27 protein-coding genes, 1 tRNA gene and 1 pseudogene are annotated in these 22,835 nt (G+C 72.2%); 6 read left to right on the top strand and 23 right to left on the bottom strand.

Translation table 11 applies throughout. The features are described 5' to 3' along the window. Window positions 1-39 precede the first annotated feature (39 nt). From QQZ14_RS10545 to QQZ14_RS10575, 7 genes are read right to left on the bottom strand one after another with little or no spacing between them, the layout of a single operon-like run. Window positions 40-2,439, bottom strand: coding sequence for a penicillin acylase family protein (locus QQZ14_RS10545; RefSeq protein ID WP_284534226.1), 2,400 nt, complete (start codon window positions 2,437-2,439; stop codon window positions 40-42). A 39-nt stretch (window positions 2,440-2,478) separates the two neighbouring features. Then, complete coding sequence (locus tag QQZ14_RS10550; protein ID WP_284534555.1) at window positions 2,479-2,778, bottom strand: GroES family chaperonin; 300 nt, start codon at window positions 2,776-2,778, stop codon at window positions 2,479-2,481. A 31-nt stretch (window positions 2,779-2,809) separates the two neighbouring features. Further along, the gene (locus QQZ14_RS10555) at window positions 2,810-3,064 is read right to left on the bottom strand and encodes a DUF3618 domain-containing protein (RefSeq protein ID WP_284534227.1); all 255 of its coding nucleotides are present in this window, start codon (window positions 3,062-3,064) and stop codon (window positions 2,810-2,812) included. Between the two features lie 56 nt (window positions 3,065-3,120). Beyond that, window positions 3,121-3,888, bottom strand: coding sequence for an energy-coupling factor ABC transporter ATP-binding protein (locus tag QQZ14_RS10560; protein ID WP_284534228.1), 768 nt, complete (start codon window positions 3,886-3,888; stop codon window positions 3,121-3,123). Continuing rightward, the gene (gene cbiQ / locus QQZ14_RS10565) at window positions 3,885-4,568 is read right to left on the bottom strand and encodes a cobalt ECF transporter T component CbiQ (RefSeq protein WP_284534229.1); all 684 of its coding nucleotides are present in this window, start codon (window positions 4,566-4,568) and stop codon (window positions 3,885-3,887) included. Before cbiQ ends, QQZ14_RS10560 begins: the two co-directional genes overlap by 4 nt. Before the next feature lies 1 nt (window position 4,569). Next, window positions 4,570-4,875: a PDGLE domain-containing protein gene (locus QQZ14_RS10570; protein WP_284534230.1), complete on the bottom strand. Its 306-nt coding sequence runs from the start codon at window positions 4,873-4,875 to the stop codon at window positions 4,570-4,572. Beyond that, on the bottom strand, window positions 4,872-5,570 hold the full coding sequence (locus QQZ14_RS10575) for an energy-coupling factor ABC transporter permease (protein ID WP_284534231.1): 699 nt from the start codon (window positions 5,568-5,570) through the stop codon (window positions 4,872-4,874). The genes QQZ14_RS10570 and QQZ14_RS10575 overlap by 4 nt, the downstream gene beginning before the upstream one ends. An 87-nt stretch (window positions 5,571-5,657) precedes the next feature. Between QQZ14_RS10575 and bcp the strand changes: the two genes are divergently transcribed. Both bcp and QQZ14_RS10585 read left to right on the top strand, forming a co-directional pair. After that, window positions 5,658-6,200: a thioredoxin-dependent thiol peroxidase gene (gene bcp, locus QQZ14_RS10580; RefSeq protein WP_342395232.1), complete on the top strand. Its 543-nt coding sequence runs from the start codon at window positions 5,658-5,660 to the stop codon at window positions 6,198-6,200. A 92-nt stretch (window positions 6,201-6,292) separates the two neighbouring features. Continuing rightward, window positions 6,293-6,366, top strand: a tRNA-Leu gene (locus QQZ14_RS10585). A 3-nt stretch (window positions 6,367-6,369) separates the two neighbouring features. On the opposite strand, the gene QQZ14_RS10590 is transcribed toward QQZ14_RS10585, so the two are convergent. From QQZ14_RS10590 to QQZ14_RS10615, 6 genes are all read right to left on the bottom strand, one after another. Next, complete coding sequence (locus tag QQZ14_RS10590; RefSeq protein ID WP_284534233.1) at window positions 6,370-6,960, bottom strand: lysophospholipid acyltransferase family protein; 591 nt, start codon at window positions 6,958-6,960, stop codon at window positions 6,370-6,372. After that, on the bottom strand, window positions 6,957-7,568 hold the full coding sequence (locus tag QQZ14_RS10595; protein WP_446740491.1) for a non-canonical purine NTP pyrophosphatase: 612 nt from the start codon (window positions 7,566-7,568) through the stop codon (window positions 6,957-6,959). The genes QQZ14_RS10590 and QQZ14_RS10595 overlap by 4 nt, the downstream gene beginning before the upstream one ends. A gap of 56 nt (window positions 7,569-7,624) precedes the next feature. After that, entirely contained in the window at window positions 7,625-8,368 is a 744-nt protein-coding gene (gene rph, locus QQZ14_RS10600; protein ID WP_284534235.1) for a ribonuclease PH, read from the bottom strand. A 304-nt stretch (window positions 8,369-8,672) separates the two neighbouring features. After that, window positions 8,673-9,488 carry an ABC transporter permease gene (locus QQZ14_RS10605; protein WP_284534236.1) on the bottom strand — a complete coding sequence of 272 codons (816 nt, stop codon included), beginning with the start codon at window positions 9,486-9,488 and terminating at the stop codon, window positions 8,673-8,675. A gap of 1 nt (window position 9,489) precedes the next feature. Continuing rightward, window positions 9,490-10,302: an ABC transporter permease gene (locus tag QQZ14_RS10610; protein WP_284534237.1), complete on the bottom strand. Its 813-nt coding sequence runs from the start codon at window positions 10,300-10,302 to the stop codon at window positions 9,490-9,492. Further along, window positions 10,299-11,201 (bottom strand): ABC transporter ATP-binding protein, encoded by a 903-nt coding sequence (locus QQZ14_RS10615; RefSeq protein WP_284534238.1) that lies wholly within the window; start codon window positions 11,199-11,201, stop codon window positions 10,299-10,301. The genes QQZ14_RS10610 and QQZ14_RS10615 overlap by 4 nt, the downstream gene beginning before the upstream one ends. A 132-nt stretch (window positions 11,202-11,333) precedes the next feature. On the opposite strand from QQZ14_RS10615, the gene QQZ14_RS10620 reads away from it, so the two are divergent. Together QQZ14_RS10620 and QQZ14_RS10625 are read left to right on the top strand one after the other, a co-directional pair. Continuing rightward, the gene (locus QQZ14_RS10620) at window positions 11,334-12,488 is read left to right on the top strand and encodes a sensor histidine kinase (RefSeq protein ID WP_284534239.1); all 1,155 of its coding nucleotides are present in this window, start codon (window positions 11,334-11,336) and stop codon (window positions 12,486-12,488) included. Then, window positions 12,485-13,162 (top strand): response regulator, encoded by a 678-nt coding sequence (locus QQZ14_RS10625; RefSeq protein WP_284534240.1) that lies wholly within the window; start codon window positions 12,485-12,487, stop codon window positions 13,160-13,162. The genes QQZ14_RS10620 and QQZ14_RS10625 overlap by 4 nt, the downstream gene beginning before the upstream one ends. Window positions 13,163-13,253: 91 nt before the next feature. On the opposite strand, the gene QQZ14_RS10630 is transcribed toward QQZ14_RS10625, so the two are convergent. Beyond that, entirely contained in the window at window positions 13,254-14,012 is a 759-nt protein-coding gene (locus tag QQZ14_RS10630) for an MBL fold metallo-hydrolase (protein ID WP_284534241.1), read from the bottom strand. 3 nt (window positions 14,013-14,015) lie between these two features. Continuing rightward, window positions 14,016-14,864, bottom strand: coding sequence for a glutamate racemase (gene murI / locus QQZ14_RS10635; RefSeq protein WP_284534242.1), 849 nt, complete (start codon window positions 14,862-14,864; stop codon window positions 14,016-14,018). Between the two features lie 82 nt (window positions 14,865-14,946). Here murI and QQZ14_RS10640 point away from each other — a divergent pair, with 82 nt between their 5' ends. Further along, window positions 14,947-15,993 carry an alkaline phosphatase family protein gene (locus QQZ14_RS10640; protein ID WP_284534243.1) on the top strand — a complete coding sequence of 349 codons (1,047 nt, stop codon included), beginning with the start codon at window positions 14,947-14,949 and terminating at the stop codon, window positions 15,991-15,993. Here QQZ14_RS10640 and QQZ14_RS10645 read toward each other — a convergent pair whose 3' ends face one another. The 7 genes and pseudogenes from QQZ14_RS10645 to clpS form a co-directional block, all read right to left on the bottom strand. Next, entirely contained in the window at window positions 15,994-16,971 is a 978-nt protein-coding gene (locus QQZ14_RS10645) for a ribose-phosphate diphosphokinase (RefSeq protein ID WP_284534244.1), read from the bottom strand. A gap of 110 nt (window positions 16,972-17,081) precedes the next feature. Beyond that, entirely contained in the window at window positions 17,082-18,029 is a 948-nt protein-coding gene (locus QQZ14_RS10650) for a PLP-dependent cysteine synthase family protein (protein WP_284534245.1), read from the bottom strand. Window positions 18,030-18,106: 77 nt separating this feature from the next. Then, a pseudogene (locus QQZ14_RS10655) lies at window positions 18,107-18,376 on the bottom strand (MoaD/ThiS family protein); the annotation flags it as partial. A gap of 13 nt (window positions 18,377-18,389) precedes the next feature. Beyond that, entirely contained in the window at window positions 18,390-18,824 is a 435-nt protein-coding gene (locus QQZ14_RS10660; protein WP_284534246.1) for a M67 family metallopeptidase, read from the bottom strand. A gap of 17 nt (window positions 18,825-18,841) precedes the next feature. After that, the gene (locus QQZ14_RS10665; RefSeq protein ID WP_284534247.1) at window positions 18,842-19,321 is read right to left on the bottom strand and encodes an NUDIX hydrolase; all 480 of its coding nucleotides are present in this window, start codon (window positions 19,319-19,321) and stop codon (window positions 18,842-18,844) included. Between the two features lie 45 nt (window positions 19,322-19,366). Continuing rightward, window positions 19,367-19,951, bottom strand: a complete 585-nt coding sequence (locus QQZ14_RS10670; protein ID WP_284534248.1) for a DUF2017 domain-containing protein — start codon at window positions 19,949-19,951, stop codon at window positions 19,367-19,369. 31 nt (window positions 19,952-19,982) lie between these two features. After that, window positions 19,983-20,282: an ATP-dependent Clp protease adapter ClpS gene (clpS, locus tag QQZ14_RS10675; protein ID WP_284534249.1), complete on the bottom strand. Its 300-nt coding sequence runs from the start codon at window positions 20,280-20,282 to the stop codon at window positions 19,983-19,985. Window positions 20,283-20,300: 18 nt separating this feature from the next. Here clpS and QQZ14_RS10680 point away from each other — a divergent pair, with 18 nt between their 5' ends. After that, window positions 20,301-21,599 carry a nicotinate phosphoribosyltransferase gene (locus QQZ14_RS10680; protein ID WP_284534250.1) on the top strand — a complete coding sequence of 433 codons (1,299 nt, stop codon included), beginning with the start codon at window positions 20,301-20,303 and terminating at the stop codon, window positions 21,597-21,599. A gap of 33 nt (window positions 21,600-21,632) precedes the next feature. Here QQZ14_RS10680 and QQZ14_RS10685 read toward each other — a convergent pair whose 3' ends face one another. Continuing rightward, window positions 21,633-22,826 carry an AGE family epimerase/isomerase gene (locus QQZ14_RS10685; protein ID WP_284534252.1) on the bottom strand — a complete coding sequence of 398 codons (1,194 nt, stop codon included), beginning with the start codon at window positions 22,824-22,826 and terminating at the stop codon, window positions 21,633-21,635. Window positions 22,827-22,835 lie beyond the last annotated feature (9 nt).

Genomic DNA, 22,835 nt, shown 5'->3' on the forward strand with positions numbered 1-22,835 from the left:
GGGATACCGGACGCCGGCCTTCTCGCGTCGCGGGGTGGCTCAGCCGTGGACCACGAACCGGCGCACCAGGTCGCGTCGCACCTGCGCGTCGGTCCACGCGAAGCGCACCCACTGCTTGCGGGAGAACATCCGCGTCTGGTCGGAGGAGTACGGCGAGCGCGGGTCCTCGGACTGGCCGTAGGTGAGGATCGTGCGGGCGTCCACCCGGCCGCCGGGCAGGAACGAGATCGCCTGGATGTGCGACGAGCCGTAGGTGATGGGCCGGTAGTGGTCCCTGTTGTCCCGCGCCCAGCGCGACGCCAGGGCGTTGGCGTTGCCCACCGAGTCGCCGGTGCCGCCACCGAGCGGGATCGGCGGCGCTCCCCGGTCGCCGGCCACCTGCAGCGAACCCCAGGGCGCGTCGAACGGGATGCCCCGCTCACGCAGGGATGCGATCGCGTCGGCCATCGCCTGCACCACCTGCGGGTCGGCGACGTTGAGGTCGCGCGGCGTGTCGAGCGGGTCGGCGGGGTCGAACGGCGTGCGCCACACCGGGTCAACCGCGTCGACGGGCAGGCTCGGCAGCCGGGAGACGAACTCCTCGAAGATGTGGGTGCCGACCGAGTCGGTGTTCGACCGGCCGTCCCAGTCGTGCAGCACCCGGCAGGCCTCGGTCTCACCGGTCGCCGCGCACACAGTGTCGAGGTCGCCGTTCTCGCGCATCACCTCGGCGGTCATCAGCCGGTTCTCGTGCTCGTGGCCGCGCAGGCTGCGCGGCGACTCCTTCGCCCCCGACGCGAGCCTGTCGATGACGTAGTGGGAGACCATCCGGGTGCGCATCGTGCGCACGCAGCGCTCGCAGCCGATGATGCCGGCGTAGCCCTCGAGCGGCTGCGCGGGGTTGGGCAGCCAGTAGGAGTCGTTGGCGTTCATCACCCAGTCGCGGCGCACCTCCATGGGCAGGTTCGCCGGCCCGAAGATGCCGGGCCGCTCGGCGTCCTCGTCGGTGCGCCACGCGCAGCGCGAGTCGGCGAACGTGCCGTCCAGCCCGGGCAGACCCGCCACCTGGTCGAGCAGCACGCCGGTCGGGGTGAGGCACTGCTGGGCCAGGTCATCGGGGACGTTCGGGACGACCGAGTGGTCGGCGTACAGGACGTCGCCGCGCCGGTCCGCCGCGGTGGTGTTGACCCACGGCATGCCCGCGGCCGCGTCCTGCCGGCGCAGCAGGTCGCGCACGCTGGTCGCCTTGCCCATCTCGAGGAACGTGTCGATCGTGCGCAGGTGCTCGGCGTTGGCGTCGCGGATCGCCCAGACGCTCGCCGGCCCCCACGGCATCAGCAGCGCGGGCGCGTCGATGACGTAGCCCTGCGGGGTGCGGTAGAGGTCCTCGGTGACCGTGCCGAGCGAACCGTCCGCCCGCTTCACCCGCACCTTCACGGTGTCGTGGGCGAGCTCCTGCGGTCCGGCGTCGGTGAGGTACGTCGTGCCGGGGCCAACGGTCTTGTACTCGTAGGGCGTGAAGCGGTAGGCCGTGGAGACCGTGTGGCTCCAGGCCACGTCGTTGTTCCAGCCGATGTTCACCGCCGGCGAGCCGACCAGCGAGGCGCCGGCGACGTCGTAGCGGCCGGGGATCGTGAGGTGCTGCTGGGTGAAGTGGTAGCGGCCACGCCACGGGAAGTGCGGGTTGCCGAGCAGCATGCCCTTGCCGGTCGTGGTCGCCGCACCACCGACCGCGGTGGCGTTGGAGCCGAACGGCGCGTCCGGGTCGCGGCCGAGCGCCGTGAGCAGTGCGTCGCGGTCGACCTGGGCCGCCTTGACGGGCAGCTCCGGGAGGCCCGGGTCGTCGGGGGTGGGCGGCGCGGCGTCGACGATCTCCTTGACGAACACCCCGCTCGAGGCGAGCAGGTTGGCGAGGTAGACGCCGTACCAGAGGTCGAGAGCCGTCACGTCCGGCCTCAGGTACGGCGCCCGGCGGCAGGCGGGGTCGGTGACGCGCTCGTCGCGGAGGAACTCGTTGACCCCGGCGACGTAGCCGCGCACCATCTGCTTGGCCTGGGCACCGGGCCCGGTGACCGGGTCGCGCAGCAGCTTCTCCACCACGTGCCGCTGGCGCAGGTCGGTGACGAAGGCGTCGACCTGCAGGTTGGAGGCCTCGAGCGTGACCTGGTCGTTGTAGCGGGCGTCGGGGCCGAACCAGCGCGACCGCTCGCCGCGGGCGGTCACCAGGGTGTCGGCAAGCGTGCAGATCGTGTCCTGCGCGGCGGCGTACCCGCTGCCGAAGCCGAGCGAGCCGAAGTCGGAGGCGGTGATGTGCGGGATGCCGTGCTCGGTGATCTCGATGGTCGCGCGGTAGCGGCTCGGGTGCGGCGCGGCCGCACCGGCACCGCCCGAGGGCAGCGCGGAGCCGGTCAGCGGGACGAGGACGGCGGCCGCGGTGGCGGCGAGCAGGCGGCGGAGCATGACCGGCACAACGTGCCGGGCGCTGCCGAGGTTATGGAGCTACAGGTAGAGGCCGGTGGCCTGGTCGCCGACCCGCTCGGCGGCGACCGCGTGCACGTCGCGCTCGCGCATCACGACGTACAGCTCGCCCGCGACCTCGACCTCGGCCTTGTCCTCGGGCTCGAACAGCACCCGGTCGCCGACCTCGACGGAGCGGGCGTTGGGCCCGACCGCGACGACCTTGGACCAGACCAGACGGCGGGCTCCCATCGCGGCGGTCGCCGGGATGACGATGCCGCCGGAGGAGCGGCGCTCCCCGGACTCGCGGTCGACCTCGACCAGGAGCCGGTCGTGGAGCATCTTGATGGGGGTCTTGTCGGACGCCACAGTGCTAGCGCACGACCTTGCGGAGGACGACGACGACCGTGACCACGCCGACCACGGCGCCGGCGACCTTGAGGATGTTGTCGGTGCGCGGCTGCCCCGTCTGGGCGTCCACGAAGTGCGCCTTGATGCTGCTGACCTCGCGGCTCACGATCGTCTTGGGGCTGGCGCGGTAGAGGAGCTGGTCGATCGTGGTCGCCAGGCGCTCCCTGGTCTCCTCGATCTCGCGCTCGAGGGAGGACAGCTGGTCGTCCTGGCTCACGGGGGTCTCCTCCGACGTCGGTGTCGGTTGGAGGCTATCAACCAGGGCCGACCCCGTCAGGGTCGGGGCGTGACGTTCCGCGGGTCGAACCCGAAGGGCAGCTCGAGCCGGTGCGCGCGCATCAACGGCTCGTCGGCGAGCACGTCGTACGTCGACCCGTCTGCGACCACCGCACCGCCGCTGAGCACCACCGACCGCGGGCACAGCTCGAGCGCGTACGGCAGGTCGTGGGTGACCATCAGCAGCGTCACGTCGAGCGAGCGCAGGATGTCGGCGAGCTCGCGGCGCGACGCCGGGTCGAGGTTGGACGACGGCTCGTCGAGCACCAGGATCTCCGGCTCCATGGCGAGCACGGTGGCCACTGCCACCCGGCGGCGCTGGCCGAACGACAGGTGGTGCGGCGGGCGGTCGACGAACTCGGCCATGCCGACCTGGTCGAGGGCGTGCATCACCCGGCGGTCGAGCTCGGCGCCGCGGATGCCGAGGTTGGCCGGCCCGAAGGCCACGTCCGCGCGGACCGTGCCCATGAACAGCTGGTCGTCGGGGTCCTGGAAGACGACCCCGACCCGGCGCCTGATCTCGGCGAGGTTGGCCTTCTCCACCGGCAGCCCGCTGACGCTGACCGCGCCGGCTCCGTGCCCCCCGGAATCGGCAGAGAGGATGCCGTTGAGGTGCAGCACCAGCGTGGTCTTGCCGGCGCCGTTGGGCCCGAGCAGCGCGACCCGCTCGCCACGGTGGACGTGCAGGTCGACGCCGAACAGCGCCTGGTGGCCGTCGGGGTAGGCGTAGGCGAGGCCGCGCACGTCGAGGACGGGCGCGTTCACGGTCTCCCCTCGATCCGGGGCATCCGGCCGGTGTAGCCGCGCGACAGCATCGCCAGGTGCACGCGCTCGCCACGCTCGTAGGAGCGGATGAACAGCGCCCCGGCCGAGCGGGCCAGCACCGGCCACTGGCGGGGGTCGCGGGCGGAGAACCCACGGGACTCCCGGGCCACCTTCATCCGTTGCATCTCCCCGGTCACGACGTCGAGGTAGCGGACCATGAAGGCCATGATCTGCACGAGCTGGCTGGGCAGCCGCAGCCGCTCCAGACCGTGCAGCAGCTCGTGCGGCTCGGTGGTCGCCGCCAGCGTCAGGCTCGCGAGCACCCCGAGGGTGCCCTTGGCGAGCAGCGCCCAGGCGGCGAGCAGCCCCGACTCGCTCACGCTCAGCCCGAGCACGTCCGTGCGCGGGCCGTGCGCCACGAACGGGAGCAGCAGCGCGAACGCCAGGAACGGCACCTCGATCAGGCTGCGCTTGAGCAGGTAGGTGGCCGGCACCCGCGACACCCCGACCACCACGGCGATCACGAGCAGGTAGGCGCCGAAAGCGGCGTACCACTCCCCCGGTGTGGCGACCACCAGCACCGTGAACCCCAGCAGCACCAGGATCTTCAGGTGCGCCGGAGCCCGGTGCACCACGGAGTGGCCGTGGTAGTGCAGCTTGTGCCCGTGCCCCGCACCCATCTCAGGAGGCCGGTCCGCGGCGGCGTACGACGAAGGCCAGTCCGCCGGCCAGGGCCAGCACGACCACGACGCCGACCACGCCGGCGAGGCCGCCCGAGAGGCGCGGGTTGTCGACGTCCTTCGCGGCGTAGCCCGCCAGAGGCGCGTCCGCCTCGTGGTCCTTCTCGGTCTGGGAGAAGCCGTGGTCCTGGGCGACCCGGTTGAGCCCGTCGGGCTCGCTCGAGGCGTAGTGGCTCACGACTCCCGCGAGCAGCAGCGCGACCACGAGCGCACCGAGCGCGACCCACCGGAATGAGACCCGCCTCATGCGGTCGCCTCCGTCGCGGTGGCGCGGATCTCGAGCTCGCGGCGCGCCAGCAGCGGGCGGGCGCCGTACACCAGGTCGGGACGGACGGCGACGATGCTCGCGACCGCGAGGAACGTGATCGCGGCCTCTCCGATCCCGATCAGCGTGTGCACGCCCACCATCGCCACGGCCAGCTCGCCCAACGAGAGGTCGGCGGTGCCACCGGCCGCGTACAGGCCGACGAACACCAGCGCCGCGGCCGGCACCGAGACCATTGCCGCGAGGCCGGCCTCGAGCGGGACCAGCGAGGGGCGCTTGGGCAGCAGGGCGCGTAGCAGCACGAACAGCAGCCAGCCCACGACGACGGTCGTGACGCCCATCAGGATGATGTTGGTGCCGAGCGCGGTGATGCCGCCGTCGGCGAAGAGCAGGCTCTGCACGAGGAAGACCACGCTCATGCAGAGCAGCGCCGTCCAGGGCCCGACCAGCACGGCGGCGAGCGCGCCCCCGAGCAGGTGGCCGCTGGTGCCGGCGGCGACCGGGAAGTTCAGCATCTGGGTCGCGAACACGAACGCCGCCACCAGCCCGGCCATCGGGGCGGTGCGGTCGTCGAGCTCGCGGCGCGCCCCGGCGAGCGCCGCGCCCACGCAGACGACCGCGGCTGCGCCGGTGGCCATCGAGGTGGGGGCGTCGAGGAAGCCGTTGGGGACGTGCATCGGACTCCTGGATAGGTTGGGCGGACCGCGATCGCTTCGCGCCCACCCTACGTTATTGCACATTGTTTGCGACAAGGAGTTATGCCCGTGAGCGACACCTCGCGCCTCTCGCCCGGCGACACCGCCCCGGAGTTCACGCTGCTCGACGACACCGGCACCGAGGTGGCCCTCGGCGACTTCCTCGGCCGCAAGGTGATCGTGTACTTCTACCCCGCGGCGATGACCCCGGGCTGCACCAAGCAGGCCTGCGACTTCACCGACTCCCTCGCCTCCTTGCAGGCGGCGGGCTACGAGGTGGTCGGCATCTCCCCCGACAAGCCCGAGAAGCTCGCGCAGTTCCGCGAGCGTGATGGCCTCACGATCACGCTGCTCTCCGACCCGGACAAGTCGGTGCTGCGGCAGTACGGCGCCTTCGGGGAGAAGAAGCTGTACGGCAAGACCGTCGAGGGCGTGATCCGCTCCACCGTGGTCGTCGACGAGGACGGCAAGGTGTTCCTCGCGCAGTACAACGTCAAGGCCACCGGCCACGTCGCCAAGCTGCGCAAGGACCTCCAGCTCAACCACGCCGACGAGGAGCCCGTGTCTCGCGCGTCGACCTCGTCGCCGCGCGGGGCCGCGGATCGCTCGTGAGGCTGGTCGCCAGACGGTGTGGTTGCGGTTGCCGGCAGGCACCGGAAGCGCCGACCCGGCGTAGTGGCGGTGCCGTGCGAGACTTCACCAGCGCGCCCGTAGCCCAACAGGCAGAGGCACCAGGTTTAGGTCCTGGCCAGTGCGAGTTCGACTCTCGCCGGGCGCACGATCACGCCTCGCGGGGTCGGTCCTCCTCGCGCAGCCGCGGCTCGGTGGTGCCCTCGGGCTTGATGCCGGTCTTGTCGGCGTAGAACGCCCGGATCCGGTCCATGTCGGCCGACACGTCGCCGGACAGCTCGAAGGTCGGCCCCCAGCCGACCGTGCGCGACGGCGCGTCCACGAACGCCAGCGTGACCGGCAGGCCGGTCTGCTGGGAGATCCGGTAGAAGCCGGACTTCCAGTACTCCCCCTTGCTGCGGGTGCCCTCGGCGGCGATGCCGAGCAGGAACGTCTCGTCGGTCGCCGCGTCGGCGATCAGGGCCCGGATCGTGGCGCCGGGGTTGGCACGGTCGAGCTCGACGGCACCGCTCGCCCGCATGATCGGCGCCAGCGGGCCCTTGAAGAAGGAGTCCTTCACGAGCAGCCGGACCTGCACGCTGTTGTCCCAGGCGAGCAGCATCGTCAGCACCCAGTCCCAGTTGGACGTGTGTGGGGCACCGACCAGGATGCCCTTGCGCGGCACGCTGCCGACGGTCTTCCATCGCGAGAGCTTGAGCAGCAGGCGGGCCAGGTTGCGGCGGACCAGGAAGTGCCGGTTCATCGCAGCACCCGGGCCACGATCGGGGCCATCCGGCGCAGCGCCCAGCCGCGGTGCGAGATCGCGTCCTTGTCCTCGACGCTCAGCTCGGCGGTGGTCGCGCCGGGCCGGTCGTCGGCCACGAACAGCACGTCGTAGCCGAAGCCGCCGGTGCCGCGCGTCTCGTGGATCACGCGCCCGGGCATCACCCCGCTGGTGAGCTCCTCGCCGCCGTCGTGGCAGAACGCCACCGCGCACTGGAAGTGGGCGGTACGTCGCTCGTCGGGCACGTCGGAGAGCTGGGCGAGCAGCAGCTCGTTGTTGCGGGCGTCCCTGTCGTCGCGAAGCGACCGATCGGTCCCTGAGGAGCCGAGGGACGAGGCGTCTCGAAGGGTGGGTGGACCCGCCCAGCGAGCCGACAGCACCCCGGGCATGCCGTTGAGCGCGTCCACGCACAGCCCGCTGTCGTCGGCGAGCGACGGCAGCCCGGTCGCGGCCCGGCCGGCGCGCGCCTTGAGCAGCGCGTTGCCCTCGAATGTGGGCTGGTCCTCGACCGGCTCGTCGTAGTGCTCCACGTCGTCGATGCCGACCACGACGAGCCCGGGGACGTGCTCGCGGAGGATCCGCTCCATCTCCTGGATCTTCTTGCGGTTGCGGGACGCCAGGAAGACCCGCGGGGCGGCCGGCGTCACCGCGCCAACGCCTCCAGCTGGAGGCGGGTCAGGTCGGCGCAGCCCTTCTCGGCCAGCGCCAGCAGCGCGTCGAGCTCGGCGCGGTCGAACGCCGCACCCTCGGCGGTGCCCTGCACCTCGACGAACTTGCCGTCGCCGGTCATCACGACGTTCATGTCGGTCTCGGCCCGCACGTCCTCGACGTAGGGCAGGTCCAGGCGCGGCGTGCCGTCGATGATGCCAACGCTGACAGCCGCCACGGAGCCGGTGAGCGGCTCGCCCTTCAGCGCCCCGGTGGACCGCAGGTGGGCGACGGCGTCCGCGAGCGCGACGTACGCGCCGGTGATCGAGGCGGTGCGGGTGCCGCCGTCGGCCTGCAACACGTCGCAGTCGAGCTGGATGGTGTTCTCGCCGAGCGCCTCGTAGTCGATGATCGCCCGCAGCGACCGGCCGATCAGCCGGCTGATCTCGTGCGTGCGCCCGCCGATCCGGCCCTTGACCGACTCGCGGTCCGAGCGGGTGTTGGTCGACGCCGGCAGCATCGCGTACTCGGCGGTGACCCAGCCCAGGCCGGAGCCCTTGCGCCACCGCGGCACGCCCTCGGAGGCGGACGCCGCACACAGCACCTTGGTCTTGCCGAACTCCACCAGCACCGAGCCCGCCGCGTGGTCGAGCCAGTGCCGGGTGATCGTGATCGGGCGGAGCTCGTCGTCGGCCCGACCGTCGACTCGGGGTGCGACCTCGCGTGGGACAGCTGTCATAGGGCGACCCTAGGGCACGGCCCTAGCCCGGTCGGCGAGGGCCATCCGCACCGCCCACGGAGCCAGGTCACGGGCCCGCCGGCCCACCCAAGGCGCGCCCTCGGCCATCATCCAGACCAGGTCGCGCCGCCACGTCGGGCCGGTGGGCGAGCGCGTCGTCCAACTGTCCCTCACGGACGCCGGCCGCGGTCGCCCACGAGACGGCGAGGTTGCAGAACGATACGTCGTACGCCGTCCCGAGCGCTCAGCCAGCAGCCGCGCCCATCCGCGCCAGCCAGGCGACGTGTCGCGCAACCCTCGGTGACTACTTCACCTCGGCGCGCAGCACCCGCCAGATGCCCCACACGAGCGGCACGCCCAGCCAGACGAACCCGGAGATCACGAGCTGGGCCCAGTCGCGCCCCGAGCCCGACCAGTCCCAGATCGCCTCTTGAGCGACCTGGAAGTCGATCCATGGGCGCAGGTCGCTGAACCAGCCGATCAGGCCCGCCCCGACCGCGAACAGCCCGGGCAGCACCCACTTGTAGACGAAGTACACGACGATCGCGGCCGCGGTGTTGAGGAACAGCGCGGCGAGCGCGAAGCCGCCCAGCATCGCGAGCACCTGGGTGATCGTGAACGCCACGAAGTCGGGGAACCCGAACGTCCAGTCGGTGTGGCCCTCGATCGCGCCGTACAGCAGGTTGCACACCGCCCCGATCGCGATCGAGACCGCGACGGTGGCGAGGGTCAGGATCACACCCACGAGGGCCTTGGCGGCGATCACCAGCGGACGACGCGGGTCGAGCGCGAACGTCACCATCGCGGTGCGCTGGCTCCACTCGCTGGTCAGGACCATGATCCCGAGCACCGGCAGGAGGAACGAGGTGAGGAACGCGGCGGTGCCGACGAAGTCGCCGAACTGCATCGCCTCGTCCTGGACGGTGGTCACCGCCAGCGCGATCACCTCGGCGGCGAGGACGAGCAGGCCGATCGAGAGCAGGAGCCAGAAGCCGGCCCGGGTGTCGTAGGACTTGCGCAGCTCGACCCGCACGAGCCTGGCGAACGGGATCGGCTGCGTCGACGACAGGTCGAGGGCATGCCCCAGTCCGGCAGCCGGCGCCGGGGCGCCCGCGCTCACCTCACTTCACCTCCGCACGCAGGACTCGCCACAGGCCGAACGTGAGCGGCACCGCCAACCAGATGAAGCCGGACACCGCGAAGTAGGCCCAGTCCTTGCCGGTCATCGTCGCGTCGACCAGCGGCCCCTGCGCGAAGTTGAAGTCGATCCAGGGCCGGATCTTGTCGAACCAGTCCATGAGCTGTGCCCCCAGCTCGAACAGCCCGGGGAGGACGAAGGAGTAGACCATGTAGAGCACGATCGCGGCGGGGGTGTTGAGGAAGAGGGTCGCGAACGCGAAGCCGGTGAGCATGCCGATGACCTGCAGCAGGACGAAGGCCGAGGTGTGCGAGACGCTCGCGTTCCACACCGTGGGGTCGTCGGAGAGCGCGCCGTAGAGCGCGTTGCAGAGGGTGGCGAGCAGCAGGGCGATGACGACCGCGGTCACCGCGAGGCTCAGGCCGACGACGAGCTTGGCGGCGATGACGAGCGGACGGCGCGGCTCCAGTGAGAACGTCACCATCGCGGTGCGCTGGCTCCACTCGCTGGTGAGCAGCATGATGCCGATGATCGGGAGCAGCACCGCGATCGAGAAGTTCGTCGAGGTCAGGAAGCTGTTGTAGGTGAGCTCGACGTCGTCCTGGGTGATGCCGACGGCGAGCTGGATCACCATCACCAGCGCGGTGAGCGCCGCGGTCGACAGCAGCAGCCAGAAGCCGGCCAGCGTGTCCCAGGTCTTGCGCAGCTCGACCCGCACCAGCCGCCCGAACGGCGTCGGGGTGGTCGAGGTGAGGTCGAGGGTGTGGCCCAGGCCGGAGGCGGGGATCGTGGTCATGCGACCTCCTCCCGCTGGGTGTCGGAGGTGAGCTCGAGGAACAGGTCCTCCAGGGCGCCCTCCGCGGCGCGCAGGTCGACGAGCACGATCGAGTTCTCGGCGGCGGTGCGGCCGACCTCGACCGGCTCGGCGTCCACCCGCAGGCCCTCGCCGGCGGGGGCCACGGTGAGTCCCCGGGCACTCAGGGCTGCGGCGAGCGCCTCGTTGTCGAGAGCGGTGACGAGCGTCGCGGCGGTGTGGGTCGCCCCGGCCAGCAAGGTCTTCTTGTCGCCCTGGGCGACGATCCGGCCGTGGCCGATCAGGATCATCTCGTCGGCGATCAGCTCGACCTCGTTGAGGAGGTGGCTGGAGAGCAGGACGGTGCCGCCCCGCTCGGCGTACCCCTTGAGCAGCCCGCGCATCCAGCGGATGCCGGCGGGGTCGAGCCCGTTGGCGGGCTCGTCGAGGATCAGCACCGACGGGTCGCCGAGCAGCGCGTGGGCGATGCCGAGGCGCTGCTTCATGCCGAGGGAGTAGTTGCGCAGCCGACGCTTGGACTCCGCGGGCGTCAGCGAGACGAGCTCGAGCATCTCGTCGATGCGGGTGGACGGCAGGCCCATGGTGCGGGCGCCGAGCTCGAGGATCTCGCGGCCGGTGCGGCCGGCGTGCTGGGCGGAGGCGTCGAGCAGCACGCCGACGTGCCGGCCCGGGTTGGGGATGTCGTTGTAGAGGTGTCCGCCGATGGTGACCCGGCCCGCGGTGGGCGGGGTCAGCCCGACCATGACGCGCATCGTGGTCGTCTTGCCGGCGCCGTTGGGACCGAGGAACCCGGTCACCCGGCCGGGTTGGCAGACGAAGCTCACGTCGTCCACCGCGGTGAACGAGCCGTACTTCCTGGTGAGTCCTTCGACCGTGATCATGGGCTCCACCCTGCCCGAACCGGGCCCTCGGGTGCATCGGCCACGCGGAGGGACCCGGCGTGACCAAAGTAGGGGTGCGCCCACGACCCCCGCAGCGTCCGGCCCGGCCCGGTCCGGCCCTAGCCTGGCGTCGTGGACCGGCCGACCCCCGAGGAGTACCAGCCGCCGCTGCGCGTCTGGGGCCACGCGTGGCGCCTGGTCCTGATGCTCGGCATCAGCGCCCTGACCTGGCTGCCGGCCTGGGAGGCCGAGGCGGACGTCAGCGACCTCTGGTGGGCGGCCGACATCCTGCTGGGGATCGGCGCGTACGTGTTGGTGTTCTACCGACGCCGGCATCCGCTGGCGGTGGCGCTCGCGCTCTCGCTGGTCGGGGGCGTCTCCGGAGTCGCCGCCGGCCCCGCCGTCCTGGCCTCGGTCTCGGTCGCCACCCACCGCCGGTGGCGCCAGCTCGTCGTCGTCGGCTCCGTGGGCTTCGCGTGCGCGCAGCTCTACAGCACGCTCACCGCCGGCCCGGAGGACCCGCCCTGGATCATCCTCATCGCCAACGCGGTCGCGACCGCCGGCATCCTGGGCTGGGGCATGTACATCGGGTCGCGGCGCGAGCTGATCTGGACGCTGCGCAACCGCGCCGAGCGGGCCGAGGCCGAGCAGGAGCTCCGGGTGGCCCAGGCGCGCGGCAACGAGCAGGCGCGGATCGCCCGGGAGATGCACGACGTGCTCGCCCACCGGATCTCCCAGATCTCGATGCACGCCGGCGCGCTGGCCTTCCGCGAGGACCTCGACGCCGACGAGATGCGCTCCAGCGCGGCGGTGATCCAGGAGAAGGCCCACGAGGCGCTGACCGACCTGCGCGGCGTGCTCGGCGTGCTCCGCGACGACGCCACCGGCGCCCGGCTGCGTGGGCCGCAGCCGACGTACGACGACCTGCACGCCCTGGTCGAGGAGGCCCGCGAGTCCGGGCTGCGCGTGGACCTCCAGGACCTCGTGGAGGGCGAGCCGCCCGCGGCGGTCGGCCGCACCGTCTACCGGATCGTGCAGGAAGGACTCACCAATGCGCGCAAGCACGCCCCGGGCGCGGTCGTGACCGTCACCGTCAGCGGGACGCCCGAGGCCGGCCTGGACGTGCTGATGCGCAACCCGATCGGCTTCGGGAGGACGACCACGCCGGGCGCCGGCCTCGGCCTGGTCGGGCTCACCGAGCGGGCCGAGCTCCGCGGCGGTCGACTCGAGGCGGGCCGGGACGGGTCGACGTTCGTCCTGCACGGCTGGATACCGTGGGCGGCATGACCCGGCCGACGACGGTGCTGCTCGTCGACGACGACCCCCTGGTGCGCTCCGCGCTCGCGCTGATGCTCGGCGGTCAGGCCGACATCGAGGTGGTCGGCGAGGCCGGCGACGGCCTCGAGGGCGTCCGCCTGGCGGGCGAGCTCGGTCCGGACGTGGTGCTGATGGACATCCGGATGCCGCGCCTCGACGGGCTCGGCGCCACACGCGAGCTGCACAGCCGCCCCGACCCGCCGCGCGTCATCGTGCTCACGACCTTCGACGCCGACGAGCACATCGTGGAGGCACTCGCCTCGGGGGCCGACGGCTTCCTGCTCAAGGACACGCCACCGCCCCAGATCATCGACGCGATCCGCAAGGTCGTCGACGACGAGCCCATGCTCTCGCCCTCGGTGACCCGCACCCTGATCCGCCGGCTCCGCGACGAGCCCGACGACGCGGCCGACGTCGCCGCCGCCCGTGCGGCCGAGGCCCAAGTGCGGCTCGAGCTGCTCACCGGGCGCGAGCGCGACGTGGCCCTCGCCGTCGGCCGCGGCCTCAGCAACGCCGAGATCGCCCGCGAGCTCTACCTCTCGGTCCCGACGGTCAAGGCACACGTCTCCCGGCTCTTCGACAAGCTCCAGGCCACCAACCGGGTCCAGATCGCGATCTGCGTCCACGACGCCGGACTGTCCTGAGGATCCGTCGAGACACCGGAAGTGGTCGTCCGAACGGCCGGGGTGCAGCCAGTTCGGGTGTCTCGACGGCAGCTCGACGGGGGTCGACCGCCTAGATCTGGTACGTCGTCCCCGGACGGGCCAGCTCGACCGGGCCGGCGTACGCCGCCACCGCCTCGGCCAGCGCGTCCTGCGGATCGTGCCACGGCGGGACGTGGGTGAGCACCAGACGCCGGGCGGCGGCCCGGGCGGCCACCTCTCCGCAGTCGGTGCCGGTCAGGTGCAGGTCGGGCGGGTTGTCGTCGCCGGAGCGGAAGGACGCCTCGGCGAGGAACAGGTCCACGTCGCGAGCGAGCACGTCGAGCGACGCGCACGGACCGGTGTCGCCGGTGTAGGCGAGGGTGGCGCCGCCGGCCGAGACCCGCAGGCCGTACGCCGGGACCGGGTGGTTGACCGGCACCGGCTCGACCCCGAACGGCCCGATCCGCTCGACACCGACCCACTCGCGGAAGTAGAACTCCTCGCGCATGCCCGGGTCCTCCGGCAGGTCGTAGGCGCGCGCCATCCGGCCGGCGGTCCCCGCCGGGCCCCACACCGGGATCCGCGGCTGCGGGCCGAGCGGGTGGTACTTGCGCAGCACGTAGTAGCCGGTGAGGTCGAGGCAGTGGTCGGCGTGCAGGTGGCTGAGCAGCACCGCGTCGATCGCGAGCGGGTCGGCGTAGCGGTGCAGGGCGCCGAGACCCCCGTTGCCGAGGTCGAGCAGCACCCGCCAGGTCCGGCCTGCTGCGTCCTCCTCCTCGAGCAGGTAGCAGCTGGCCGGCGACTCCGGCCCCGGGTAGGAGCCCGAGCACCCCACGATCGTGAGCCGCATGACCTAGACCACCAGCCCGCCGACGAACTGCGACGCCGCGACCATCTCGGGCCCGAGGAACCGGCGACCGATCGTCTCGAACTCACCGGGTGCCCCGGTGGTGAGGAAGGAGTACGACGCCTCGCCGCCCGGCCGGACCAGGCCGGTGTGCACCAGCATCTTGTAGACGTCCTTGGCGCACTCCTCCGCGCTGCTGACGAGCGTCACGTTGTCGCCCATCACCAGCGAGATCACCCCGGTCAGCAGCGGGTAGTGGGTGCAGCCGAGGATCAGCGTGTCGACGCCCTCGGAGATCAGCGGGTCGAGGTACTCGTGGGCGACCGAGAGCAGCTCGTCCCCGGAGGTGACGCCGGCCTCGACGAAGTCGACGAAGCGCGGGCAGGGCTGCGTGAACAGCTGCACGTGCGGTGCGGCGGCGAAGGCGTCGTCATACGCCATCGACTCGGCGGTGGCGCGGGTGCAGATCACCCCGATCCGGCCGGTGCGGCTCGCGGCCACCGCGCGACGCGTGGCGGGGTAGATCACCTCGACCACCGGCACGTCGTAGCGTTCACGGGCGTCGCGGAGCATCGCCGCGCTCGCGGAGTTGCAGGCGATGACCAGTGCCTTGACGCCCTGCTCGACCAGGTGGTCGAGGCATTCGAGGGCGTACTCGCGGACCTCGCCGATCGGCTTGGGCCCGTAGGGCTGGCGCGCGGTGTCGCCGACGTACACGATCGACTCGTGCGGCAGCTGGTCGATCACCGACCGCGCGACCGTGAGGCCGCCGAAGCCGGAGTCGAAGATGCCGATCGGGGCGTCGGTCGAGCCGGCCGACGTCACATCGATCGTTGCAGGGCGCACAGCACGCAAGGCTAGGACCTCCCGCCCCCGAACGCATGGCCACGCGACGGAGGTCACTGGAGATCACGGTCACGGTGGGTACCGTCGTGACGTGCCCCTCCCCCGTCTCCTCGCCGCCGCCACGCTCGCACTGGCCACCCTGAGCCCCACCCTGACGGCCTGCAGCACCGGGCCCGGCTCCGGCCCGGACACCGGCCCGGACACCGCGGCCCCGGCCGCGGCGACCACGGGCAGCGAGGCCCCGGCGTGGCCCACGCACGTGCTGGCGATCTCGGTCGACGGGCTCGGCAGCGCCGCGCTCGAGCAGCTCGGTCCGGACGGCGCACCGACGCTGCACCGGCTGCTCACCGAGGGAGCCGGCACGCTCAACGCGCGGACCGAGGTCGAGCAGACCGTCACGCTGCCCAACCACGCCAGCATGATGACCGGGCGCCGGATCGACGCCACGCGCGGCGGGCACGGCGTCACCTGGGACCACGACCGCCCGCGCTCGACCGTGCAGAAGGGCGCGGGGCATCCCGTCGCCTCGATCTTCTCCACCGTGCACGCCGCCGGGGGCAGCACCGCGCTCTACAGCACCAAGTCCAAGTTCGCTCTCTACGACCGCTCCTGGCCGCGGGGCATCGACCTGTTCCGGGTGCGCGAGAACCAGCGCCGCCTGGTGGCGATGGCCCGGGCCGACCTGGCCGACGGAGCCCCCGAGTTCACCTTCCTGCACGTCTCGCTGCCGGACCGGTTCGGCCACCAGTACGGCGGCCTCTCCGCGGAGTACCTCGCGGCCGTGGAGCGCACCGATGCCCAGCTCGGCTCCCTCGTCCGGGCGCTGGCGGGCACCGACGTCGCGGTGATCCTCACCGCCGACCACGGGTTCGCCGCGGGCGTGAAGGACCACTCGGGCAGGCGGAACATCCAGAACTACCGGATCCCGTTCCTGGTCTGGGGCGACGGCGTCGCCACCGGGGACCTGTACGCGATGAACGACGGCTTCGCCGACCCGGGCACCACGCGCACGACGTACGCCGGGAAGCAGCCGGTGCGCAACGGCGACGTGGCCAACCTCGCCGCCAGCCTGCTCGGCCTCGACGCCGTGCCGGGCAGCGGCATCCACGCCGACCAGAGCCTGACGGTCAGCGACTGATCAGTCGAACAGCCGCGGCTGCGGCGGCCCGAGCGACGGGTCGACGCCGTCGAAGAGGCTGCTCACCGACTCGCCCGCGTGGATGCGCTCGATGGCCTGGGCGAACAGGTCGGCGATGCTGCGGACCTGGAGCTCGGGCCAGTCCGCCGGCGGCGGCACGGTGTCGGTGGTGACGACCTCGGTGATCATCGGGTGCTCGCGCAGCCGCTCGATGGCCTTGCCGACGAACAGCCCGTGGGTGCAGGCGACCGCGGCCTCGGTGCAGCCCTGCTCGGCCAGCCGGTCGAGCAGCTCGACGATGGAGCCGCCGGTGGCGATCTCGTCGTCGAGCACGATCGCCTTGCGGCCGGCCACGTCGCCGACGATCGCGTCGATGACGACCTGGTCGTCGGCGAGCCGCTTCTTGCTGCCGGCCGCGACCGGGAGCCCGAGCAGCCGGGCGAACTGGCTCGCGGTCTTGGCGTTGCCGAAGTCGGGTGAGACGACCACGGTGGTCGCCGGGTCGGCGCCCTGGAAGTGGTCGGCGAGCACCCCGAGCGCGGTCAGGTGGTCGACGGGGACGGAGAAGAACGCGTGCACCTGCGGGGCGTGCAGGGTCATCGTGATCACCCGGTCGACCCCGGCCGCATCCAGGAGGTCGGCCACGAGCCGGCCGCCGATCGAGAGGCGCGAGGCGTCCTTCTTGTCCGACCGGGCGTAGGCGTAGTACGGGATCACCGCGGTGATCTGCGCGGCCGACGCGCCGCGCGCGGCGTCGACCATCAGCAGCAGCTCCATCAGGTGCTCCTGCGTCGGCGGCGAGAGCGGCTGCACGATGTAGACGTCGCGCTGCCGGCAGTTCTCCTGCAGCTGGGCCTGGAGGCAGTCGTTGCTGAAGCGGGTCAGCTCCACCGAGGACAGGGGCACGCCGAGGCCCTGGCAGATCGCGGTCGCGAGCGACCGGTGGGCGCTGCCGCTGAAGACGACGATCTCGCGCAAGTGCTGCTCCTGGTGGCGGCCGGACCGGTCGGGCTCACCGTAACCCCTCGCCCGCCCGGCTGGGGCCCCAACCCACGATTCGCCCACAACAGGGGACCGCGCTGGGGGTCCTAGGCCCAGAGCTGGCCCTCGAGGCGGTCCTCGGCCTCGTCGACGGTGCCCTCGTAGGCCCCGGTGGAGAGGTACTTCCAGCCGCCGTCGGCGACCACGAACGCGATGTCCGCGCTCTCGCCGGCCTTGACGGCGCGGGCGGCCTGGCCGAGGGCGGCGTGCAGGATCGCGCCGGTGGAGATGCCGGCGAAGATGCCCTCGAGCTCGAGCAGCTCGCGGACGCGGCGTACGGCGTCGCGCGGGCCGACCGAGAACCGGCTGTCGATCAGGTCGGCGTCGTACAGCTCGGGCACGAAGCCCTCGTCGAGGTTGCGCAGGCCGTAGACGAGCTCGCCGTAGCGCGGCTCGGCGGCCACGATCCGCACATCGGGCTTGGCGGCGCGGAAGAACCGGCTCACGCCCATCAGCGTGCCGGTGGTGCCGAGGCCGGCCACGAAGTGCGTGATCGAAGGCAGGTCGGCGAGCAGCTCGGGGCCGGTGCCCTCCTCGTGCGCGAGCGCGTTGGCGGCGTTGCCGTACTGGTAGAGCATCACCCAGTCGGGGTGCTCGGCGGCGACCCGCTTCGCGACCCGGACCGCCTCGTTGGAGCCGCCGGCGGCCGGCGAGGAGATGATCTCGGCACCCCACATCCGCAGCAGCTGGCGGCGCTCCTCGGAGGTGTTCTCCGGCATCACGCACACGATCCGGTAGCCCTTGAGCTTGGCGGCCATGGCCAGCGAGATCCCGGTGTTGCCGGAGGTCGGCTCGAGGATCGTGCAGCCCGGCCGGAGGGTGCCGTCCTTCTCCGCCTCCTCGATCATCCTGAGGGCGGGACGGTCCTTGATCGAGCCGGTGGGATTGCGGTCCTCGAGCTTGGCCCAGAGGCGTACGTCGGAGCTCGGGGAGAGCCTCGGCAGCCCGACGAGCGGCGTACCGCCGACGGACGAGAGGAGGTTGTCGAACCTCACTGGTCTTCCGGGGTCCCCGCGGCGTTGTTCGACGGAGGAGCGAAGCGGGGGAGGCGAAGAACGCCGTGGGGTGTTCCTCCGCCTGCGACGGCCGGGAGCACCACGACCTGGTCGCCGTCGCTGAGCTCGGCCTCGAGACCACCGATGAAGCGGACGTCCTCGTCGTTGATGTAGACGTTCACGAACCGGCGCAGGTCGCCGTTCTCGATGAGACGGTCCTTGATGCCGGGGTGGTTGGTCTCCAGGTCGTCGATCAACGCGGTCAGGCTGGCGCCCTCGCCCGTGACGGCCTTCTCGCCGCCGGTGTAGGTGCGCAGGATGGTCGGGATCCGGACCTCGATGGCCATGTCTTGTTGCTCCTCAGTTTGCGGGCAGCTCGTCGACCACGGTGACCTCTTCCTCGGTCACCTCGCCGTCGACGATCCTGTACGACCTGAACTCCACGGGGCCTGCCTTATTCCCGTGCTCGCGTGTGCTCACGAGCACGTAGTGCGCGTTGGGCTCGCTCGCCAGGCCGATGTCGGTGCGGCTCGGGTAGGCCTCGGTCGCGGTGTGCGAGTGGTAGATGACGACCGGCTCCTCGTCGTTCTGGTCCATCTCCTTGTAGAGCTGGAACAGGTCGGTCGAGTCGAACTCGTAGAACGTCGGTGACCCGGCCGCGTTGACCATCTCGACGAAGCGCGTCGGCCGGTCGCTGCCCTCGGGGCCGGCGACGACGCCGCAGGCCTCGTCGGGGTGGTCCCGCTTCGCGTGCGCGACGATGGCGTCGTACGTCGCTCGGGCGATGGTCAGCACCGGTCCAGGGTAGGCGGTCAGCGCCGGAACCTGGCCGCGGTCTCACCCGCGAGGACGTCATCGATCCGCTCGCGCAGCCAGTCGCTCATCGGGGGCAGCGCGTCGACCGGCCACCAGCGCACGTCGGTGTTCTCGTCGTCGGCCACCCGGGCCTCGCCGGACACCCAGGTGCAGGCGAACGTGAGGTCGAGGTAGACCCCCAGGTCGCCGTTGCCGTGCACGACCTGCGGGCTCGCGCCCACCGACGCCAGCCGGTCGACGCTCACCTCCACCCCAGTCTCCTCCAGCGCCTCGCGGGCCGCACCGACCGCCGGCTCCTCCCCCGGGTCGAGGATGCCGGTGACCGGCGCCCACTCGTCGTTGTCGGCGCGGCGGGTCAACAGCACCTCCTGCGAGCCGGCGCGCTCGCGCAGCACGACGGCGGTCACCGCGGGCAGCCACAGCTCCAGCGTGCCGACCAGGCGGCGCAGCTCCGCGACGAACGGGGGGATGGGCATCGGGGTGCTCCTCGGTCGAGCGGTCGGTCGGCCAGCTGCGGAGGGTCAGGAGCTCAGCGCGTGGACGAGGGTCTCCTGCAGGTAGCCCACCCACTCGTAGATGTCGTGGGCCTGGGCTCGCGGGTCGTCGTCGGGCAGCGAGTGCCAGTAGGCCTCGTCGCCCTCCTCGATCTCGAGCCGGGTGGCGAGGGCCAGGCGCAGGTCGGTGAAGGAGCGCATCCACGTCTCGGCGGTCGGCCCGTCGAGCTCGACGTCGATCATCAGGCCGTCCTCCGTCAGCTCCGGCGGCAGCCCGGCCTCCTCGAGCCCGTCGATGATCGCGATCGCGGCTGCGGCCTTGCCGTCGCGCAGCGCGCCCTCGGTGAACCGGCGGAACTCGGAGGCCGCCTCCTCGTCGCTCGGATAGGCGGTCGGGAACAGCCGGGCGAGCACCGGGTCCTCGGGTGCCTGGGTCGGACCCGAGAAGTCCATCATCGCCTCGAACGGGTCGACGTCGTCGCGCGGGACCGCCGCCTCGTTGCGGAGCAGCTCCACGAGCTGTCCGGCCAGCGAGCGCAGCAGGTCGGCCTCGAAGCCGGTGAAGTTCGCGATGATCAGCTTGCTGCGGCGGTGGCGGTGGAAGCCGCTCACGGGTGGCTCACTGCGGCGTTCACTCCCGGGTTCACTCCTGCTTGTCCATCGTGGCCCACAGACCGTACTCGTGCATGGCCTGCACGTCGCGCTCCATCTCCTCGCGGGTGCCCGCGCTGACCACGGACTTGCCGTCCTCGTGGACCTCCATCATCAGCTTCTCCGCCTTCTTCTTGGAGTAGCCGAAGTACTTCTGGAACACGTACGTGACGTACGACATCAGGTTGACCGGGTCGTTCCACACGATCGTCACCCACGGCTTGGCGGTCTGGGTGATCTCGTCGGGAGTGAGGGTCGGCTCGACCTCGACGGGGGCAGACACATTCCCCATGTTGGCACACTGTGGGTCGTGGCCAACTCCCCCTCGCCCGGCAGCACCGCCCTCCTGACCGACCACTACGAGCTGACGATGCTCCAGGCCGCGCTGCGGGCCGGCACCGCGCACCGGCGGTCGGTGTTCGAGCTGTTCGCGCGGCGGCTCCCCGAGGGCCGGCGGTACGGCGTGGTGGCCGGCGTCGGGCGCGCCCTGGACGCACTCGAGCGGTTCCGCTTCGACGGACCCACCCTCGCGGTGCTCGCCGACGTGGTGGACGGGGCGACGCTGGAGTGGCTCGAGTCCTACCGGTTCTCCGGCGACATCTGGGGCTACGCCGAGGGCGATGCGTACTTCCCCTACTCCCCCGTCGCGATCGTGGAGGCGACCTTCGCCGAGGCGGTGCTGCTCGAGACGCTGCTGCTCTCGGTCTACAACCACGACTCGGCGATCGCCTCGGCGGCGTCCCGGATGACGTTCGTGGCCGGCGACCGGCCCTGCATCGAGATGGGCTCGCGGCGCACCCACGAGGAGGCCGCGGTCGCGGCCGCGCGCGCGGCGTACGTCGCCGGCTTCACCACGACCTCCAACCTCGCTGCCCGGCAGCGCTACGGCGTGCCGAGCGCGGGCACCAGTGCGCACAGCTTCACGCTGCTCCACGACTCCGAGGCCGACGCGTTCCGGGCGCAGGTGACCTCGCTCGGCACGGGCACCACGCTGCTCGTGGACACCTACGACGTCGCCGAGGCGGTCCGGCTGGCGGTCGAGGTCGCGGGCACCGGCCTGGGGGCGGTGCGCCTCGACTCCGGCGACCTCGGCCTGCTCGCCCACGAGGTCCGCGCCCAGCTCGACGGTCTCGGCGCCACCGGCACCCGGATCATCGTGACCAGCGACCTCGACGAGTTCGCGATCGCGGCGCTCGCGTCGGCGCCGGTGGACGGGTACGGCGTCGGCACCGAGCTCGTCACCGGCAGCGGGCACCCGACCTCGGGCTTCGTCTACAAGCTCGTCGCGCGCGAGGACGAGGCCGGCACGATGGTCTCGGTGGCCAAGCGCAGCGTGGACAAGGCCTCCGTCGGCGGCCGCAAGTACGCGCTGCGCCGCCGCAACCCCTCCGGGACCGCGTCGGCGGAGGTGGTCGGCATCGGCACGCCACCGGTGGACGACGGCGACGACCGGACGCTCTTGGTGCCCCTCGTCCGCGACGGCGAGGTGGTCGGCCGCGAGTCCCTCGACGACGCGCGGGCGCGACACCTGTCCGCACGGGCCGAGCTGCCCGTGGCGGCCCAGCAGATGTCCCGCGGCGAGCCGGTCATCCCGACGCTGCATCTCTGAGGGCGTCAGGGTCCCGTCCCGTCCGGTCCGGGGTCAGACCACCCCGGCGAGCTGGCCGGCGAGCGAGGGCGCCGTGGGCAGCCGGGTGAGCAGCGTGGCCTGGTAGACGTGGTAGACGTCCGGCTTGCCGGACCAGACACCGGCCGTCGGCCGGTTGTCGGGATCGAGCTCGTGGAACCAGCTGCCCGAGCCCGGGACGTGGTCGACGAAGCAGCGGTCGGCGAAGTCCCACCAGTCGCGCTCCAGGACGGCGTACCGCTCCTCGCCCGTACGCCGGGCCAGGGTCGCCGCAGCCGCGATGGCCTCGGCCTGCACCCAGTGCATCCGGTTGCGCACCACGGGCCGGTCCTGCCAGTCGGTGGTGTAGACGAAGCCGGGCGCACCGTCGGCGGCCCAGCCGATCTCGACGGCCCGGTCGAAGAGCGCCCGCGCGTCCGCGAGCAGCCAGGCCGGCGGGTCGTCGAGGGCGACCTCGATCTGGAGCAGCAGGCGGCTCCACTCGAGCAGGTGTCCCGGCGTCACGCCGTACGGCCGGAACTGGTCGCTCGGCCGATCGGAGTTGTACTCCGGGATGGGGGCCCAGTGCTCGTCGAAGTGCTCGAGGACCCGGTGTCCGTGACCGACGGCGACCTCGTGCACGAGGTGCTCGGCGATGCCCAGCGCCACCCGGTGCCACCTGGGCTCGCCGAGCACATCGCCGGCAGCCAGCGCGGCCTCGACGGTGTGCATGCTGCTGTTGGCGCCGCGGTAGCGCTCGGGCGCGGCGAGGTCGCGGGGGTAGCCGTCGACGACCCGGCCCTCGTCGTCGAGGAAGAAGCGCTCGAAGACGGCGACGGCGTCGTCCAGCAGCTCGCGGGCCCCCGGGACCGCAGCCGCCGCCGCGCTGGAGCCCGCGAGCACCACGAAGGCGTGGTCGTAGGCGAGCTTGTGGTCCGCGGCCGGGCTCCCGGAGCGGTCGACCGCACCCACCCAGCCCGGGTGCGCCGAGTCGCGCAGCGGGCCGGAGGCGAGCGAGTCGGTGCCGAGGGCGGCCAGCTCGGCGGCCCCGGGCTCGCCGCGCATCGCGGCGAGCGCGAACACGTGCGTCATCCGCGCGGTGATCCAGGTCTGCACGGGCTGGCGCGGATCCACCACGCCGTGGTCGTCGAGCCACCCGAAGCCCAGACCGGGCAGGGCGCTGTGTCGGGCGAAGGCCAGCAGCCTCCTGCCCTCTGCGTCGGTGTCCATCAGCGGTCC

The organism is Nocardioides sp. T2.26MG-1, from assembly GCF_950101795.1.
Lineage (GTDB): Bacteria > Actinomycetota > Actinomycetes > Propionibacteriales > Nocardioidaceae > Nocardioides.

Excerpts from the sequence above, each read along its gene's own strand:
- QQZ14_RS10545 (WP_284534226.1), bottom strand. The coding sequence starts at position 2,439 with ATGCTCCGCCGCCTGCTCGCCGCCACCGCGGCCGCCGTCCTCGTCCCG.
- QQZ14_RS10550 (WP_284534555.1), bottom strand. The coding sequence starts at position 2,778 with ATGCTCCACGACCGGCTCCTGGTCGAGGTCGACCGCGAGTCCGGGGAG.
- cbiQ (WP_284534229.1), bottom strand. The coding sequence starts at position 4,568 with ATGGGTGCGGGGCACGGGCACAAGCTGCACTACCACGGCCACTCCGTG.
- QQZ14_RS10570 (WP_284534230.1), bottom strand. The coding sequence starts at position 4,875 with ATGAGGCGGGTCTCATTCCGGTGGGTCGCGCTCGGTGCGCTCGTGGTC.
- QQZ14_RS10575 (WP_284534231.1), bottom strand. The coding sequence starts at position 5,570 with ATGCACGTCCCCAACGGCTTCCTCGACGCCCCCACCTCGATGGCCACC.
- QQZ14_RS10590 (WP_284534233.1), bottom strand. The coding sequence starts at position 6,960 with ATGAACCGGCACTTCCTGGTCCGCCGCAACCTGGCCCGCCTGCTGCTC.
- QQZ14_RS10595 (WP_446740491.1), bottom strand. The coding sequence starts at position 7,568 with ATGGAGCGGATCCTCCGCGAGCACGTCCCCGGGCTCGTCGTGGTCGGC.
- rph (WP_284534235.1), bottom strand. The coding sequence starts at position 8,368 with ATGACAGCTGTCCCACGCGAGGTCGCACCCCGAGTCGACGGTCGGGCC.
- QQZ14_RS10610 (WP_284534237.1), bottom strand. The coding sequence starts at position 10,302 with ATGACCACGATCCCCGCCTCCGGCCTGGGCCACACCCTCGACCTCACC.
- QQZ14_RS10615 (WP_284534238.1), bottom strand. The coding sequence starts at position 11,201 with ATGATCACGGTCGAAGGACTCACCAGGAAGTACGGCTCGTTCACCGCG.
- QQZ14_RS10625 (WP_284534240.1), top strand. The coding sequence starts at position 12,485 with ATGACCCGGCCGACGACGGTGCTGCTCGTCGACGACGACCCCCTGGTG.
- QQZ14_RS10630 (WP_284534241.1), bottom strand. The coding sequence starts at position 14,012 with ATGCGGCTCACGATCGTGGGGTGCTCGGGCTCCTACCCGGGGCCGGAG.
- QQZ14_RS10665 (WP_284534247.1), bottom strand. The coding sequence starts at position 19,321 with ATGCCCATCCCCCCGTTCGTCGCGGAGCTGCGCCGCCTGGTCGGCACG.
- clpS (WP_284534249.1), bottom strand. The coding sequence starts at position 20,282 with ATGGGGAATGTGTCTGCCCCCGTCGAGGTCGAGCCGACCCTCACTCCC.
- QQZ14_RS10685 (WP_284534252.1), bottom strand. The coding sequence starts at position 22,826 with ATGGACACCGACGCAGAGGGCAGGAGGCTGCTGGCCTTCGCCCGACAC.